The organism is Halorubrum orientale (assembly GCF_059623105.1).
Genome location: NZ_JBSPSR010000006.1, coordinates 82,622 through 99,163 on the forward strand (window position 1 = coordinate 82,622; position 16,542 = coordinate 99,163).

The following is a 16,542-nucleotide window of genomic DNA, read 5'->3' on the forward strand; positions in this document are numbered from 1 at the left end:
GCCGCGCTCAGGGTTCGAGCCGGGTCGGATCGCGCGGGAACATGATTGCCTCTTTGATGTTGTCGAGTCCGGCGGCCTGTTGTACCAGCCGGTCGATGCCGAGGCCGTACCCACCATGTGGGGGCGTGCCGTAGCTCAGCGCCTCGATATAGAACTCGAAGTTCGCTTGTTCGACGCCCGCTGCTTCCATGGCTGCCACCATACGGTCGACGTTGTGTTCGCGCTGGCCGCCCGAAGAGAGCTCCTGGCCCTCGTATATCAGGTCGAACTTGCGCGAGGCGACCTCGTCGACGTCGACGTCTTGCATGTAGTAGAACTTCTCGTCGGGGTAGCCGACGACGAAGAAGGCGGGATGGCCCTGCTCGGCGAAGTGTTCACCGAGCAGCCTCTCACCCTCGGTATCGAGGTCGGTCGGGTCCTCCGGGAAGTGGCCAAACTTGCTCTCGAGAATCGAGAGCGCTTCGTCGAAGGTGATTCGCGGGAAGTCCTCTTCGGGGACCGTCAGGTCGACGTCAAGCAGCTCAAGCTCGCGGGTCGCGGTGTCGTCGGCGACGCGGAGCGCGTGACGCAGCGACTCCTCTTGGACGTCCATCACGTCGTGGTGGTCGTCGATGTACGCCAGCTCAACGTCGAACATCGCGATCTCAGAGACGTGTCGTGAGGTGGCAAAATCCTCTGCACGGAACGCGGTCCCCGTCTCGTACACCGCCTCGTAGCCGGCAGCCATCAGGATCTGTTTGTACAGCTGTGGACTCTGTGAGAGGAACGCGTCGCGGTCGTAATAGAGGATCGGGAAGAGCTCGGCACCGCCTTCAGCACCGCCTTTCGAGATGAGCGGGGTCTTGATGTCGACGAAGCCCTCCTCGTCGAACCACGCTTCCATCGCGGTCATAAGCTTCGAGCGCAACGAGAACACCGCGAGCGTCTCCGGCTTCCGTAAGTCAAGCGCTCGATTGTCGAGCCGCGTCGAGAGGTCGACGTTGACGTCCTTCGAGATTTCGAGCGGAAGCGGCGAGTCGGCCGTATCGAGCACCTCGTAGTCAGTTGGAGCGATCTCGACGCCGCCGGGGGCCTGGTCGCTTGCGACCGGCTCACCGACGACGTGGACAACGTCCTCGGAGCCGGCAGACTCGACCGCCTCGAACAGGTCCGGTTCGCGCTCCTCTTTGAAGACGACCTGGACAAGCCCTTCGCGGTCGCGGACGATCAAGAACACCAGCCCGCCGAGGTCGCGGATCTCGTGGACGTGACCGGCGACGGCGACCTCGTCCATCTCCGGGTCGACCGCCGACGTGTGTATTCGGTCGATCATGTGTGTAGGTGGCTCAGAGTGGCCGGGCGTGTGGCATAGGCCTGTCGGCTTCACTGCGGGTGCGGCCCGCCACGACCCACCCACGAGCGGGCTCACCCGATGTCGTAGTCGGTGGACGCGTCGGTCTACAGGGTTCGAGGCGGTTCACTCGCTGTTGTCGTCAGCGAGGCGGTCATGAACCGCCCCCTCCGCGCGTCGACAGACCTCACGAACTGGGAGGTCAGTCGCCGCCGCGACCGCGGCCGCATCGTCGTACTCCGCGCTCACGTCGTACAGGTCGCCGTCGGTCGTTGACGCCACCTTCACCGACACCTCGTGAGACTCGCCGTCAACGACGACGGTCACGGTCTCGAACCGGCGCTCAGCGATCCAGCGGTGGGTCGCCCCGGTCTGGCGGATACCGAGCGTGCCAGTCTCACGGGCGAGGCGCTCGGCGACTGCGGCCGCATCCGGTGGCTTACATATGACCGTCACCACGTGTCCTGGTCGTGACTTCTTCATCGTCGCCGGGACAATCGTCACGTCGCGGGCGCCGACCGCCGCGAGCGACTCCTGGAGCCCACCGAGCACCTCAGGCGCCGCGTCGTCCAGTGTCGTCTCGAGGACTGCGATGTCGTCACGGACGAGTCTGCGGTCTATTGTGGACCCCGCTGTTTGGGTTCCACTCGACGTCTCACTCGCAGCGTCTGCGTCGGCCGTATCCTCCACGTCGCCACGCGGGTCGACCGACTCGCCGACGAGCGCGCGTACCACGTTCGGGTGGTGATCGAGTGTCGCGTCGCCGGCACCGTAGCCGACGTCGTCGACGTCCATCGGCGGCACGGCCTCGACGGCATTGGCTGCCGCCCCGAGGATCGCCGCTCCAGTCGGTGTCAGCAGCTCCTGGTCGACTGGGCCGCCGACAAACGCGAGCGAAGTCCGAGTGCCGACCTCGACGACGGCTGGAGCCGGGATGGGGTACACTCCGTGACTCATCTCGACCGTGCCGCCGCCGACCGCGACTGGAGTGGTGACTACTCGGTCGACTTCGAGGTCGGCGAGTAACAGGGCCGCACCGACGACGTCAGCGATGGCGTCGTTCGCGCCCACCTCGTGAAAGGCCGTCTCGGCGAGGTCAGTGCCGTGGACTGCCGCCTCCGCGCGCCCGAGGAGCCGAAATGCGTCGAGAGCGGTTGACTCCACGTCGGCTTCAAGTCCCATCGATTCGACGAGATCGACGACCGCCGGATAGCTTCGGTGGACACCGCTTCCTTCGGCGTGGTGAGCGTTGTGGCCGTGGTCGTCGTGGCCGTGGTCGTCGTGGCTGTGGTCGTGGTCGTCGTGGCTGTGGTCGTGGTCGTGGCTGTGGTCGTCGTGGCTGTGGTGGTAAGTGTGACTATGATCGTGTTCGTGGCGATCGCGTTCGGAACCGTGCTCGGCAGGGTCGCGTGCATTGGTATCGTCTGCGTCGACGAGCACGTCGACGGTTGTCGCACGAATGCCGTTTTTTACCGTCTCGTCGACTACGTAGTGGACGGGGAGGTGCGTCTCGACCGCGTCGAGGACGGTTGGGTCTGCCCCAGCGTCGATGAGCGCGGCACAGAGCATGTCACCGGCCGCACCGGTCCGACCGTCGAAAGCGAGCGTGCGCATGGGCGACCGAAGACGCTCTCCAAGTAAAGACTCACTCGGATCGACCCGCACGACGGGTGAGATCGGTGCACTCAGTCGTTACCAGGAGTATGTCGGATTACTGTGGTTTCCGAACACATAAATCTCACCTAGCCGACTGATGACGTAATCATGGAACATCCTGGCCCGCCGCGATTCGTCGCGGTAGGGGACGTCGTCGAACTCTCACCACGTGATCCGGACCCAAGTGCCGCCTACCAGTGGTCGATCACGGAAGCGCCAATCGCGAGCGATGCCCGGCTCGGAGACGACCCCGTACCGGAGTTCGTTCCCGATGTTCCCGGACGGTACGTGGTGACGCTCGAGACGCCACACGAGGAGTACGACCGGTCGATCCGCGTCTTCCCGGGCGAACAGCGCCCGACCGGCCGGGCCGCCGCGGCCGGCATTCGCGGGGCAAGCGGGTACAGCGGGATGAGCGGCTACAGCGGCTACAGCGGGGCGAGCGGGTCAGCGCGCCCGTTCGAAAGCGGGCAAAGCGGGTTCGCATCCGGGTCCGGCTCTGGCGCCCGCGATCAGACGACCGGCGGTGCAGGCGGTCGTCCTCGAGTCCGCCTTGACGCCGGGGTCGAGGGCGACGAAGTCGTCGTCCGCGCGACGCCGACACCACACCCGGACTCCGGTCGATCAGCCGACGACCTCGGCGTCGAGTTCCTGCTTGACGACCGCGACGACGTGGATCGGGGGAGTGTGACGATTACAGACCGCGAGCTTCGCGTCCCGCTGGCCGCGGTCGACAATCGCCTTCGAGTCCACGGCGTTGCCGTCGGCACGAGCTACAGCGTCGCCGACGCGGTACGCGTAGAGCGTCTCGGTGACGGCGAGAACGTTGCCATCGAGCGGCTCAACGACCCACCGGAGTGGGCGGCCGAATCCACCCTGTATGAGATCTATGTCCGCGGATTTGCTGCGGACGACGAGACAGCAGAGACGATATTTGAAGCGCTTGAGCACCGCCTCGAGTACATCGAAGAACTTGGTGTCGACACGCTCTGGCTCACCCCGGTGCTTCAACACGACGGCGCCCCGCACGGGTACAACATCACGGATTTCTTCTCGATCGCCGAGGACCTTGGTGGCCGCGAGGACTACGAGCGGTTCGTCGAGGCGGCACACGACCGCGGGATGCGCGTGCTCTTTGATTTCGTCGCGAACCACTCTGCGCGCGACCACCCGTGGTTCGAAGACGCCTATCAGGACCCCGGCTCACCGTACCGGGACCGGTACGAGTGGCAGACGAGCGGAGAGCCAGGGACGTACTTCGATTGGGAGCTCATCGCCAACTTCGACTTCTCGACTCTCGACGTCCGCCGACACCTCCTCGATGCGGCCGACACATGGGCCGACCTGGTCGACGGCTTCCGGTGTGATATGGCGTGGGCGGTTCCCGAGTCGTTCTGGCGTGAACTCAGAGATCGGCTAAAATCCCGGGATCCGGAGTTCCTGCTGCTTGACGAGACGATTCCGTACATCGCCGACTTCCACGAGGGGATGTTCGACGTCCACTTCGACACGACGCTGTATTTCGCGCTCCGACAGGTCGGCAACGGCCACGAACCGGCAGAGGCGATCCTCGACGCGGTCGAGGGACGGACGCGCTCCGGCTTTCCGGACCACGCTGCGTTCATGCTCTACTTAGAGAATCACGACGAAACGCGGTACATCGTCGAGTGCGGCGACGCAGCGGCGAAGGCCGCCGCGGGAGCGCTCTTTACACTTCCCGGGTTGCCGATGCTCTACGGCGGCCAAGAGCTGGGCCAGCGCGGAAATCGAGACCCTTTGGCGTGGGACCACGCCCGCGAGGAGGTCCGCGCGCATTACGACGACCTGCTCGCGCTTCAAGAAGCCCACCCGGGGCTCCAAGGTGATGGTGAACTCGAGCGGCTCACCTACGAGACGCACGCGGAAGATGACGTCATCGCGTTCGCCAGAGAGACCGACACAGGACGCTACGTCGTGCTGCTCAACTTTGGAGCAGAACAGGCGACTGTCGGCATCGACGAGTCGGTCGACGCCACCGACCTCGTCAGTGGTGAGTCGCGAGCAGTTGCCAACGGACTCACGGTCGATGACGTCGCCGTCTTCGAAGCGACGGGCTGACCCGGTCAGGAACGCCCTGGGGAGACCCATTCGGCGGCGGCGAAACCCCGCGCCGACGACGGCGTTTTAACCACGGGCGCCATACCGTGTGATACTATGACACGCCACGGCTCGGGCGTGCGCTCGCGGCTGCACCACGCCGCGGCTATCGCACGGAGCAACAGGCTTATTCGCGAACCGGCTGCAGATACGGGTATCCCCCGCGAGGCACAATGAACGAAGTTCAACTCGAAGTGGCGAAAGCGTACCCAAACGACTCCGGGCGCGGCATCGCCCGACTCGACCCCGATACGCTGTTACACCTCAAGCTCTCCCCCGGCGACATCATCGAGATCGAGGGCGCAGAGACGACGGCCGCAAAGGTGTGGCGCGCGGACAGACAGGATTGGAACACCGACACGGTTCGTGTCGACGGTTTTACCAGACAGAACGCCGACGTCGGCATCGGCGAACGGGTCACGATCCGCAAAGCCGAAGCCGATACCGCAGATACGCTGGTGTTGGCCCCGCCAGAGGAGGCTTCCGTCCAGTTCGGGTCAGACGCTGCCGGCATGGTAAAACGACAGATCCTGAAGCGGCCGGTCGTCGAGCGCGACATCGTCCCAGTGATGTCTTCGACGAACCACCCGTTCATGCGCTCGCCCGGGCAGGCAATCCCGCTCATCGCTGTCGAGACAGACCCTGACGGCGTCTGTTTGATCACCGAAGACACCGACGTCGAACTGCGCGAAGAGCCCATCACGGGATTCGAAAAGACCGGCGGCGGGATCACCTACGAGGACATTGGTGGGCTGAAAAACGAGATCCAGCGCGTCTGCGAGATGGTCGAACTGCCGATGAAGCACCCGCAGATCTTCTCGAAGCTCGGGATCGAGCCCCCGCAAGGCGTGTTGTTACACGGGCCGCCGGGCACCGGGAAAACCCTCCTCGCGAAGGCCGTCGCCAACGAGACGTCGGCGTCGTTCTTCTCGATCGCCGGCCCGGAGATCATCTCGAAGTACTACGGCGAGTCCGAACAACAGCTGCGAGAGATATTCGAGGACGCGAAAGAAGAGTCGCCTGCGATCGTCTTCATCGACGAGCTAGATTCTATCGCGCCGAAACGCGAGGACGTTACCGGCGAGGTCGAACGCCGAGTCGTTGCGCAACTGCTGACGATGATGGACGGCTTAGAGACCCGCGGGCAGGTCGTCGTCATCGGCGCGACCAACCGTGTTGACAGCGTCGACCCCGCACTCCGGCGTCCTGGGCGGTTCGACCGCGAGATCGAGATCGGCGTTCCCGACGAGGTGGGTCGCAAAGAGATCCTCCAGATTCACACCCGCGGGATGCCGCTCTCTGATGACGTCTCACTCGACCACCTCGCCGACGAGACACACGGCTTCGTCGGCGCTGACGTCGAGAGTCTGACGAAGGAGGCCGCGATGAAGGCGCTTCGTCGGTACCTCCCGGAGATCGACCTCGACGAAGAGGAGGTGCCCCCGAGTCTGATCGACCGGATGATCGTCAAACGCGACGACTTCGCCGGAGCGTTAACAGAGGTTGAGCCCTCGGCAATGCGCGAGGTGCTCGTCGAGCTGCCAAAGGTGTCTTGGGAAGACGTCGGAGGGCTCATGGATGCAAAACAGGAGGTACAGGAGTCGGTCGAGTGGCCACTCACGAGTCCTGAAAAGTTCGACCGGATGGGCGTGGAGGCGCCGAAAGGCGTCCTCTTGTACGGGCCGCCCGGTACCGGCAAGACGTTGATGGCGAAGGCGGTCGCCAACGAGACGAACGCCAACTTCATCTCGGTCCGCGGACCACAACTGCTCTCAAAGTGGGTGGGCGAGTCCGAGAAGGCGATCCGGCAGACCTTCCGGAAGGCGCGGCAGGTGAGCCCGACCATCATCTTCTTCGATGAGCTGGACAGCCTGGCACCCTCGCGCGGCCAAGAGATGGGGAACAACGTCTCTGAACGCGTCGTCAACCAGCTGTTGACCGAACTTGACGGGCTCGAAGAGATGGGCGATGTGATGGTTATCGGTGCGACAAACCGTCCGGACATGATCGACCCCGCGTTGATCCGCTCGGGGCGGTTCGACAGGCTCGTCATGATCGGCCAGCCGGGACAGGAAGGTCGCGAACGAATCCTCGAGATCCACACCGGTGACACACCACTTGCACCAGACGTGAGTCTGCGCGAAGTGGCCGAGATCACTGACGGCTACGTCGGCTCGGATCTTGAAGGAATCGCCCGCGAAGCCGCTATCGAAGCGCTCAGGGACGACGACGACGCCCAGGAGGTCGAGATGAAACACTTCCGGCGGGCGATGGAATCGGTGCGCCCGACGATCACCGACGATATCATGAGTTACTACGAGGAGGTCGAACAGGAGTTCAAAGGCGGCAGTCGCGAGGCATTCCGGGACACTGGCGGCCGCGTCGGCTTCCAGTAGCGGGACCGGCGTATCGACGACGGGCCCACGCGTCTTCTGGGCGACCGCACCCGCTCACCCACGGTGGACGATGGCCAGATCACAGTCCAGCTCGCGGATGCGCTCGTAGGTCGGTGTCGAAACGAGACGCGAGGCGGCAGGTCGGTCAGTGCTTGCGCCGACGAAGACGACGTCGTACGCGGCCGCGTTTTGCTCGAGAAACTCCGGGACGGTGCCGTACCCAATCCGAGTCTCGACCGGAACCGAGAGTGAGTCGACGACGTCCTCTAAGACGATCTCTGCGTGTCGCCGCTCGCGCTCGTCCGAAATGACCGAGCACGCGCTGATGACGCCGCCAGGCGAGGCCAGTCGTTTTGCGAACTCCATCATCGCATTTGCGATCTCTCCTGAGGTTCGAACCATGACTAAGACGCGGTGCCACTCAGTTCGCTCACGAGCAGGGCGAAAGACGATGGTGTCGACGTCGCCGGTCAACAACGTCTTTGTGTGTGCGGCCAGTGCGTCGTCGTCAGCCTCATACGGCGCACAGATGAGATCACAGTTCTCGGCGTGTGCGGTGTCCACTACCGTCTCGCCCGGGTCATCTGCGGCCACCGCGACAACGTACTCACACGGAACCGACACCGCACCCGTGATCTGATTGCGGCGTCGTTCGAGCCGTTCGAGGGCTGCTGCGGTCACCGCCGATTCGGCGTCGGCACTCGCTGTAGCATCAGCGTCGGTGGATCCCGCGGCGTCCACGGCCACCACCGGCTCTGCGTCCGCTACGTTCGACCCGGTATTCGGAGACTCCTCTCGGGACCGGACGTCGTCCTTCGAGACGGCCGCCTCCTCGATCGTTGATTCGCTTATAGCCTCCATCAAGATGACCTTCCCAGACGTGTGTGCGACGGCCAGCCGCGCCGCAAACAACCCGATCGAGTCGGGCGTCTCCTCACGTGTCGGGACGAGCACGTGGTCGTCACCACTCGTCGACCGGAAGAGGTACCGCGACCGTTCCTGATAGAAGTAGCGCCGCCACCCGACGAACACTCCCGCCACGATCGCACTCGAAACGACGATCCCGACCACATACGTGAGATCGCTTGAGCCGGTTACGAGCACCAGTAGCGCGGTTGAGAAGGCGGTCGGCACCTCAAGACCGAGCGTCCACGTGAGGACGCTCGTGAGGAAGATGCCGAGCGCGGCCGTTCCCGCGTACACCTCGAACACCCCCGGCTGTGTGGGGTACACGAACGGGACGGTGACACGGAATGCAACCAGCCCGCTCACCGCGCCGGCGGTGATCCCCCCGACGAAGGTAATCGGGTCAGCGTACGGGCCGCCGGGGTCGGTAAAAAGCGCGTACGTTCCAGAGGCTAACGGCGGATAAATCAGAAACGAGACCACTGGAGAGGCGTTCGAGACCCACGTGATGACGCCGATGACGAGCGGGACGACGAGCAGCGTCGAGAGGTGCAGAAAGTTTTCCGTGTCTTCGAGCCAGCGTCGGATCTCGTGTGCCTCTCGACGACTAAGCCGACGTAACCGCCGGCGGGCCGCATAATATTGCCGCCACAGCGCGTCCAGCATACTCCGTAGTAGGTGCGCAGCCTCGAAAAACACGGTGCTTGAGTAGGTGACAGGACGGAGTCGATGGACACACTGGCTCGAGGGGTACCGTTTGAGACGCTGGGATACCCCTCGTTACCTCCCTCCCCAGCCGATTCCATACATGGGTGGCAGTGATTGTGTGAACAATACGACCGCGCGACATCCGGACACGATTTTAGCCACACCCTCCCCAGCCGATTCGCGAGTCGCCACAGGCGACTCGCTCATCCCTCGCACGCGCTCGCGAGCACGCTTCGCGGCTCACGAGGCGCGCGCCACTGCAATGGTTGCGCGTGATCGTGGTTATTCGAGTGGGTCGTTCCGCGCATTTTAACCCCGATACGGGCCAAAAACGGGTATGGCACAACCGCACGTCCCCGGCGACGGCGGCCAAACGGTGGAGCTCCCGTGTGGCGAGCGCGTCGGGCTCGGTGAGCTGGACCTCGGGATGCGGGAGCTCGCGTGTGACTGCGGGGAGGCGCACGCGGTCGTGATGGACGTCCACCCTCCAGAGCGGTTTCTTCCCGACTTTCTCGTCGATGTCTTGCGCGAGGCAATCGAAACGACGAGCGAGGAGATGCCCGAGTTCGACACACCACACCTCCTCGGTGTGGTACTCGAGGAGTTCCCCGAAGCAGTCGTGACGCGTGACGCCAGCGATAATGGTGACGTCGGCTACGCGATGGTGTGGGTGACCGATTTTGACTCGCGACGGCTCCACGCGGTCATCGTCGAGTTGGTCGTCGAACTTATGGAACACGCCGTGAGCCACGCCGACGACAACGAGGCGCTCACGACGTTCGAACGATCGATGACCGAGTTCGACGTCGACGAATTTGTCGACCAGTACCGCGCCGAGCGCGATCTCGAGGTCGAAGACCCCTACGTGTGACTCCTCTCGACGGGCCCATCTCTCCAATTGTCTGACGTCTGTCAGACTGGCGTCTCACTGAACCCTATACGCGTCGCGTACGTGTGTAAGACACATGCGCACCCACGAGTACAAACAAATCCGCGGTGTGCTCACCGACGCCGACGAGCCGTTGACCGCAAGCGAGATACTCACACTGCTCGAGGCGGACGACACGATAGACAGTGCACACCGGGTAGCAACCGTGCTAGGCCGGCAGGCGCAGCGGGGCGAGGTCGATGTGATCGCCGGACGCCCGTATCGGTACGCCCTCGAACGCTGACGCGCACGCACTGTATCGATGCGACGTCACCGTGGTGTCAATAAACACTACAGTGTGGCGTGTTCCCTTCCCACTTGCGAAAATCGCAGATCACTTGCGAGATTCGTACTCTATCGTCGGCCTTATTACGATGAGCGCACTCGGTCGCGGTAATGAGCGAGGACCGGACCATACTGCTCATCGGCAGCGGGCCGATCCAGATCGGACAGGCGGCTGAGTTCGACTACTCCGGAGCGCAGGCGTGTCGGGCGCTCCAAGAGGAAGGAGCACGCGTCGTGCTCGTGAACTCGAACCCGGCGACGATTATGACTGACCCGGAGACCGCAGACCGAGTTTACATCGAACCAATCACTCCGGAGGCTATCGCGGAAGTGATCCGAATCGAAGCGCCTGACGGCGTTATTGCCGGGCTCGGCGGACAGACTGGCCTGAATGTCACCGCCGAGCTTGCCGAACAGGGGATTCTTGAAGAACACGACGTCGACGTCATGGGGACGCCGCTTGAGACGATCTACGCGACCGAAGATCGCGACCTCTTCAGACAGCGGATGGAAGCTATCGGGCAGCCGGTCCCAAAGTCGACGACCATCTCACTCGACGACGACGAATCCGTGACCGACTTCGACGAGTCGACGTTCCGCGACCGCGTCGAGTCGGCCGTCGACGCCGTCGGGGGGCTCCCAGTCATCGCGCGGACGACGTACACGCTTGGTGGCTCCGGCTCTGGTGTCGTCGATGACTTCGAAGAGCTCGTCGAGCGCGTCCGCAAAGGACTCCGGCTCTCGCGTAACAGCGAGGTGCTCATCACTGAGTCGATAGCCGGCTGGGTCGAACTCGAGTACGAGGTGATGCGGGACGCCGATGACTCCTGTATCATTATCTGTAATATGGAGAATATCGACCCAATGGGGATTCACACCGGCGAGTCAACCGTCGTCACCCCCTCACAGGTGATCCCCGACGCAGGCCATCAAGAAATGCGCGACGCCGCACTTGGCGTGATTCGCGAACTCGGTATCCAAGGCGGCTGTAACATCCAGTTCGCGTGGCACGACGACGGCACGCCAGGTGGCGAGTATCGCGTCGTTGAGGTGAACCCGCGCGTCTCGCGTTCGTCCGCACTCGCCTCAAAGGCGACCGGCTACCCGATCGCCCGCGTGACGGCGAAAGTCGCACTCGGCAAGCGGCTTCACGAGATCGAAAACGAGATTACCGGCGAGACGACCGCCGCATTTGAACCCGCGATCGACTACGTCGTAACGAAGGTCCCGCGGTGGCCGATCGATAAGTTCGACGACGTGGACTTTGAGCTCGGGACCGCGATGAAGTCGACCGGCGAGGCAATGGCGATCGGTCGAACGTTCGAAGAAAGCCTCACGAAGGCGCTCCGCTCCTCGGAGTACGACCCCGCAGTCGACCTCGGAACTGTCGGCGACGAGACGCTTGAACGCGAGTACTTGGTGCGCCCCAGCCCGGACCGGCCGTACGCGATCTTCGAGGCATTCGACCGCGGCTACACGGTCAAGGAGGTCGTCGAACACACAGACATCCACCGCTGGTACGTTGAGCGGTTCGCGAACGTCGCGGAGGCGACCGCCGCGGCTGCAGAGGGAGACTTCACCGACGCCGCGATGGTTGGACGGACAAACGCGGCGATTGCGTCAGTCGCCGGCGGCACAGATGCTGGCGGCAGCGCTGACGCAGACATTGATACTGTCGAGTCGACCGTCCCCGCGCGGACGTTCAAACAAGTAGACACGTGTGCAGGTGAGTTCGAGGCGTCGACGCCGTACTACTACTCTGCACGGCTGCCCGAGTACCTCGCGGGCGCCGACACAGCGGGGGCGTCAGATGAGGTTCGCGTCGACCCAGACGTCGAGAGCGTCGTCGTCGTCGGTGGCGGTCCGATCCGCATCGGCCAGGGTGTCGAGTTCGACTACTGTGCAGTCCACGCGGTGCGGGCGCTCCGCGAACGTGGAATCGACGCCCACGTCGTAAACAACAACCCAGAGACGGTGTCTACCGACTACGACACCTCTGACGGGCTCTTTTTCGAGCCGATCTCTGCTGAAGAAGTCGCAGATGTGATCGAGACGACCGACGCGGACGGCGTCATGGTCCAGTTTGGTGGGCAGACGTCGGTGAACGTCGGGGCACCACTCGAGGCGGAACTCGAGCGCCGTGGCTTGGACTGTACGATACTCGGGACGAGCGTCGAGGCGATGGATCTTGCCGAGGACCGCGACCGCTTCAACGTCCTGATGGACGAACTAGACATTGCCCAGCCGGACGGCGGCACGGCAACGAGCCGGGAGGAGGCGCTCGAGCTGGCACACGAGGTCGGGTACCCAGTGTTAGTCCGCCCCTCGTACGTACTGGGTGGGCGGGCGATGCGCGTCGTCGAAGACGACGAGGCGCTTGAGCGCTACATCGAGGAGGCGGTGCGGGTCTCACCCGACAAGCCGATCTTGGTCGACCAGTTCTTAGCGGACGCGGTCGAACTCGACGTCGATGCGGTCGCCGACGGCGAAGATGTGCTGATCGGGGGGGTCATGGAGCACGTCGAGAGCGCCGGCGTCCACTCTGGTGACTCCGCGTGTATGATCCCGCCGCGCTCGCTCGACAACGAGACCCTCTCGCGGGTCAGGTCAGTGACCGAAGACATCGCGGGGGCGCTCGAGACGGTCGGGCTGCTCAACGTCCAACTCGCCGTGACTGGCGTGCATGACCCCGATGTCGACGCGGAGGTGTACGTTCTTGAGGCGAACCCACGTTCCTCACGGACGGTCCCGTTCGTCTCGAAGGCGACCGGCGTGCCGATCGCCAAAATTGCGGCGACCGTGATGGCGGACCGGTCGCTGGCTGCCCTCGACGTCGGCGAACAAATTCCCGAACACCTGAGCGTGAAGGAGGTCGTGTTACCGTTTGACCGGCTTCCGGGGTCGGACCCGCGTCTCGGGCCAGAGATGAAGTCGACGGGCGAGGTGATGGGGACGGCACAGACGTTCGGTAAAGCGTACGAGAAGGCACAGGACGCGACGGGGAAGGCCATCCCTGAGTCGGGGACGGCCGTCGTCGACCTCTCTGCAGACGAGTTTCCGGACCCGGGAACGACGGCGGGTGAGACGCTGGTCGAGGGCTTTTCGACACACTTTGAGCTCTCGACGGCGACCGACCTCATCGCGGCTGCACGAGCGGGCGAGATCGACCTCATCGTCTCGCGACAGCGTGAGCTGCTCGAGGTGGCCGTCGAAGAGGAGATCACCTACTTTTCGACACACGCCAGCGCGATGGCGGCACTCGAGGCGCTCGATCACGCTAGTGACGACCTCGACGTGATGGCCGTCTCCGACCGGCCAAAACGCGTCGAGATGTGGGGCGCTGCGGACACGAACTGATCGCTGCGTCGAGTAGACTGCGGTTCAATTAGGCGACAGGTCCGCCGTTGGTACCCGGTGGAGTGTGGCGAACAGGCGGCACAAATGTGACACCCGCGACGGTGTGCCGCACGACCGTCTCGGCCGACGCGGGGCGAGGCTCAACGCACGAGATGGCTGCGTCGTGATCGTATATAACCGGTCGGGCACACGACGCAGGGCAGTACAGAACACAACGTTTAGCGCCCGCGCCCGCAGAGCGACTCTATGGGATTCTTCGAGCGACTCGGAGCCCGGGTCGAGTCGACGAACAGCGTCGTCTCCGTCGGGCTCGACCCGGATCCGAGCCGACTGCCGGCGTTCGTATCAGACACTGATATGCCGCGATGGGCGTTCACGCGGCGTATCATCGACGCCACACACGAACACGCCGCCTGTTACAAGCCGAACGCGGCCTTCTACGAGGACGCTGACGGATGGCGTGCACTGCGAGAGACCGTCGCGTACGCCGCCGGGAAAGACGTGCCTGTACTGCTCGATGCAAAGCGTGGTGACATCGGCAACACGGCCCGGCAGTACGCAGACGTGCTCGAGTTCGCGGACGCGATCACGGTCAACCCGTACATGGGACGGGACTCTCTGCAGCCGTTCCTTGAGCACGAATCGACGGGTGTGTTCGTGCTCTGTCGAACGTCGAATCCAGGTGGGTCAGATCTTCAGTCGCTCGAGCTTGCGTCCGGTGAGCCATTGTACGAGCGGGTGGCCGCGCTCGCTGACGTGTGGAACGCGAACCAGAACGTCGGGCTCGTCGTCGGGGCGACGACGACCGAAGAGCTCGAGCGCGTCCGGGAAATCGTGCCGACGATTCCGTTTCTCGTCCCAGGAGTCGGTGCCCAAGGTGGCGACGCCGAGGCGGCCGTCGATCACGGACTCGCGTCGCATCCGGCTGCCGACGTCGACATCGGGCTCGTCAATTCCTCGCGAGGGATCATCTTCGCCGGTGAGGAGTCGGTTCGACCGGACGACGAGGCGACGTACTTCGGTGCCGCCGGTGACGCCGCGAAGCGACTCAAACGCCGCCTGAATCAGTATCGGTAGCCATCGCCCGAAGAATACAGCCGTTGATGACGGCGACAGCCGAGCTATCGCCGACCGGCCGCGCACTCGGTACACACCCCAGCTTCAGCGTCCCAGTGTGCATCACAGACGGCGCGACCACACAGTGGACAGGTGTGTTGTGCCGGCGCCGCCTCACAGATCTGACACAGTCCGGTGATGCTCATGCGGGGTGATGGGTCGGACGGCTTATCAGGGCCGGGGAAAATTCCCGTGTATGCGCCAGTTCGTCGTCGTCGGCCACGAGGTGCCGACCGACCCGGTGGCGATTTCGTTGTCGGACATCCCCGGTGCGGGTCGACTCGACCTGTTGTGTCGATGTGTCGCGACCGGCGTCTTCTTGTCACACGACATCCGCGAGTCGGTGCGTGTGCACCTGGTACTCGATGACGCGTTCACCGTCACGTTCGACGCGGACACGCTTCGTCACCTTCAACCAGACGAGCGGAACGTCGCCTCACGCGTTCGTGGGGCGCTCGAGTCGACGGCCGACGCGATCGGACACATGCCCGCCGACGTCTCTCCCGGTGTGACGCTCCGGCGGATGGGTCTCGAGGCCTCCCTCGATCGGATCGTGGCTGATGGGGCGACCTGTGTGCAGCTTCACGAGGCGGGTGATCCGCTCGTCGACGTAGACCCACCGGTCGATCCCGTCTTTGTGCTTTCTGATCACCGTGACCTCACTGCAGTGGAGACTGGGACGGTCGCCACAGCGGCCACCCAGCGAGTTCGCGTCGGTCCGACAGTGCTCCACGCCGACGACACTATCGCCGTCGTCCACAACTGGCTTGACACGGACGGCTACACGACGTACTGACCCGGTCAGGCACTTCGGAAGCGTTAACTTCCCGACTAGCCTTTCTCAGACTGCGGGCCGGTGGGGTAGCCTGGTATCCTTCGGCCTTCGGGTGGCCGTAACCGCAGTTCGAATCTGCGCCGGCCCACTTCTCCCGCAGTTCGTTCTGTCTGTAAGTTGTAGGTGTAAGATCATTTCTATAGACAAGGATCAGTGAACCGAGCGACGTGAGTCCGTCAGTGGTCGCGATCCGTTCTTACGGTAGGGTCAATTCGTCCGTGCCGTTCGTCGATCGCATCGAGCATGTCGAGCATCTTGCGGACTGACGCGCGGATTGCATCGCTCCGATTAACGAATTTTCTGTTGTCGCCGACGTGCTCGTCGAGATCATTAAGCAGTTCCTGTGGAATTTCGACACTCACTTTTGTCATACATATGTACTCGCAGAGTCATCCCATCACAGTATCGTCTGGGATATAAAGTACACACAAAAGGTCAAAGTTCACACCTGATCTCAGTGAGAGAGTGATGCGTGTGAATCAGTACTCATGAGAACTCATGAGAATTCCGGCCGCTCTGCGTATTCAATTGGGTCACGTGACCCAGCATTTCGGAACGCCTCAAGCCGGAATGCACACAAATCACATGTCCCGCACGCAGGCTCCTCGTCGCGTTGACATCCTCCCCGCGCTGAAGCACGAGGCTTTCTCCTCGGTTTCGTGTAAATTAGTTGATCCTGTACAGAATTTCACGTTCTATCAAGTCGTGTCACAGCGGGGTGTCGAACGAGTGGCTGGGTATTCGTGAATGCGAAAAGCCAACCGTCTCCCGCTCGTAAGAACGAGTAATGCGTGAGTCAGAAGACGCGGCCACAGGACCACACATATCGGTTGCAGTTGTAGACAACTCACACACAAACGAGATCCCAGATAATATCGACGCCGACTTG

At 63.2% G+C, this 16,542-nt stretch carries 11 protein-coding genes, 1 tRNA gene and 1 pseudogene; 8 read left to right on the forward strand and 5 right to left on the reverse strand.

The genetic code is table 11. From position 1 onward, the window contains the following. Nucleotides 1–7: 7 nt before the first annotated feature. Complete coding sequence (gene aspS, locus ACWUI7_RS07230; RefSeq protein ID WP_496641546.1) at nucleotides 8–1,312, reverse strand: aspartate--tRNA(Asn) ligase; 1,305 nt, start codon at nucleotides 1,310–1,312, stop codon at nucleotides 8–10. Nucleotides 1,313–1,456: 144 nt separating this feature from the next. Then, nucleotides 1,457–2,944, reverse strand: coding sequence for a nickel pincer cofactor biosynthesis protein LarC (larC, locus tag ACWUI7_RS07235; protein ID WP_496641547.1), 1,488 nt, complete (start codon nucleotides 2,942–2,944; stop codon nucleotides 1,457–1,459). 150 nt (nucleotides 2,945–3,094) lie between these two features. Between larC and malA the strand changes: the two genes are divergently transcribed. Both malA and ACWUI7_RS07245 read left to right on the forward strand, forming a co-directional pair. Then, nucleotides 3,095–5,083, forward strand: a complete 1,989-nt coding sequence (gene malA, locus ACWUI7_RS07240; RefSeq protein WP_496641548.1) for an alpha-amylase MalA — start codon at nucleotides 3,095–3,097, stop codon at nucleotides 5,081–5,083. Nucleotides 5,084–5,295: 212 nt separating this feature from the next. After that, on the forward strand, nucleotides 5,296–7,518 hold the full coding sequence (locus ACWUI7_RS07245) for a CDC48 family AAA ATPase (RefSeq protein WP_496641549.1): 2,223 nt from the start codon (nucleotides 5,296–5,298) through the stop codon (nucleotides 7,516–7,518). A gap of 54 nt (nucleotides 7,519–7,572) precedes the next feature. Here the strand turns inward: ACWUI7_RS07245 and ACWUI7_RS07250 are convergent, their stop codons facing one another. Further along, entirely contained in the window at nucleotides 7,573–9,090 is a 1,518-nt protein-coding gene (locus ACWUI7_RS07250; RefSeq protein WP_496641550.1) for an HPP family protein, read from the reverse strand. Nucleotides 9,091–9,469: 379 nt separating this feature from the next. Between ACWUI7_RS07250 and ACWUI7_RS07255 the strand changes: the two genes are divergently transcribed. The 6 genes from ACWUI7_RS07255 (at nucleotide 9,470) to ACWUI7_RS07280 (ending at nucleotide 15,741) form a co-directional block, all read left to right on the forward strand. After that, nucleotides 9,470–10,003, forward strand: a complete 534-nt coding sequence (locus ACWUI7_RS07255) for a DUF5815 family protein (protein ID WP_496641551.1) — start codon at nucleotides 9,470–9,472, stop codon at nucleotides 10,001–10,003. 94 nt (nucleotides 10,004–10,097) lie between these two features. Continuing rightward, nucleotides 10,098–10,304: a hypothetical protein gene (locus ACWUI7_RS07260; RefSeq protein WP_496641552.1), complete on the forward strand. Its 207-nt coding sequence runs from the start codon at nucleotides 10,098–10,100 to the stop codon at nucleotides 10,302–10,304. 152 nt (nucleotides 10,305–10,456) lie between these two features. Next, nucleotides 10,457–13,702 (forward strand): carbamoyl-phosphate synthase large subunit, encoded by a 3,246-nt coding sequence (gene carB, locus ACWUI7_RS07265; RefSeq protein WP_496641553.1) that lies wholly within the window; start codon nucleotides 10,457–10,459, stop codon nucleotides 13,700–13,702. Nucleotides 13,703–13,948: 246 nt separating this feature from the next. Further along, on the forward strand, nucleotides 13,949–14,779 hold the full coding sequence (gene pyrF, locus ACWUI7_RS07270) for an orotidine-5'-phosphate decarboxylase (RefSeq protein WP_496641555.1): 831 nt from the start codon (nucleotides 13,949–13,951) through the stop codon (nucleotides 14,777–14,779). Between the two features lie 235 nt (nucleotides 14,780–15,014). Next, nucleotides 15,015–15,614 (forward strand): tRNA (pseudouridine(54)-N(1))-methyltransferase TrmY, encoded by a 600-nt coding sequence (trmY, locus tag ACWUI7_RS07275; RefSeq protein WP_496641557.1) that lies wholly within the window; start codon nucleotides 15,015–15,017, stop codon nucleotides 15,612–15,614. Between the two features lie 54 nt (nucleotides 15,615–15,668). Further along, a tRNA-Pro gene (locus ACWUI7_RS07280) sits at nucleotides 15,669–15,741 on the forward strand. 88 nt (nucleotides 15,742–15,829) lie between these two features. Here ACWUI7_RS07280 and ACWUI7_RS07285 read toward each other — a convergent pair. Together ACWUI7_RS07285 and ACWUI7_RS07290 are read right to left on the reverse strand one after the other, a co-directional pair. After that, nucleotides 15,830–16,024 (reverse strand): ribbon-helix-helix domain-containing protein, encoded by a 195-nt coding sequence (locus ACWUI7_RS07285; RefSeq protein ID WP_496641558.1) that lies wholly within the window; start codon nucleotides 16,022–16,024, stop codon nucleotides 15,830–15,832. A 125-nt stretch (nucleotides 16,025–16,149) separates the two neighbouring features. Continuing rightward, nucleotides 16,150–16,272 (reverse strand): annotated as a pseudogene (locus ACWUI7_RS07290) (7-cyano-7-deazaguanine synthase QueC); the annotation flags it as partial. Nucleotides 16,273–16,542: the final 270 nt, after the last annotated feature.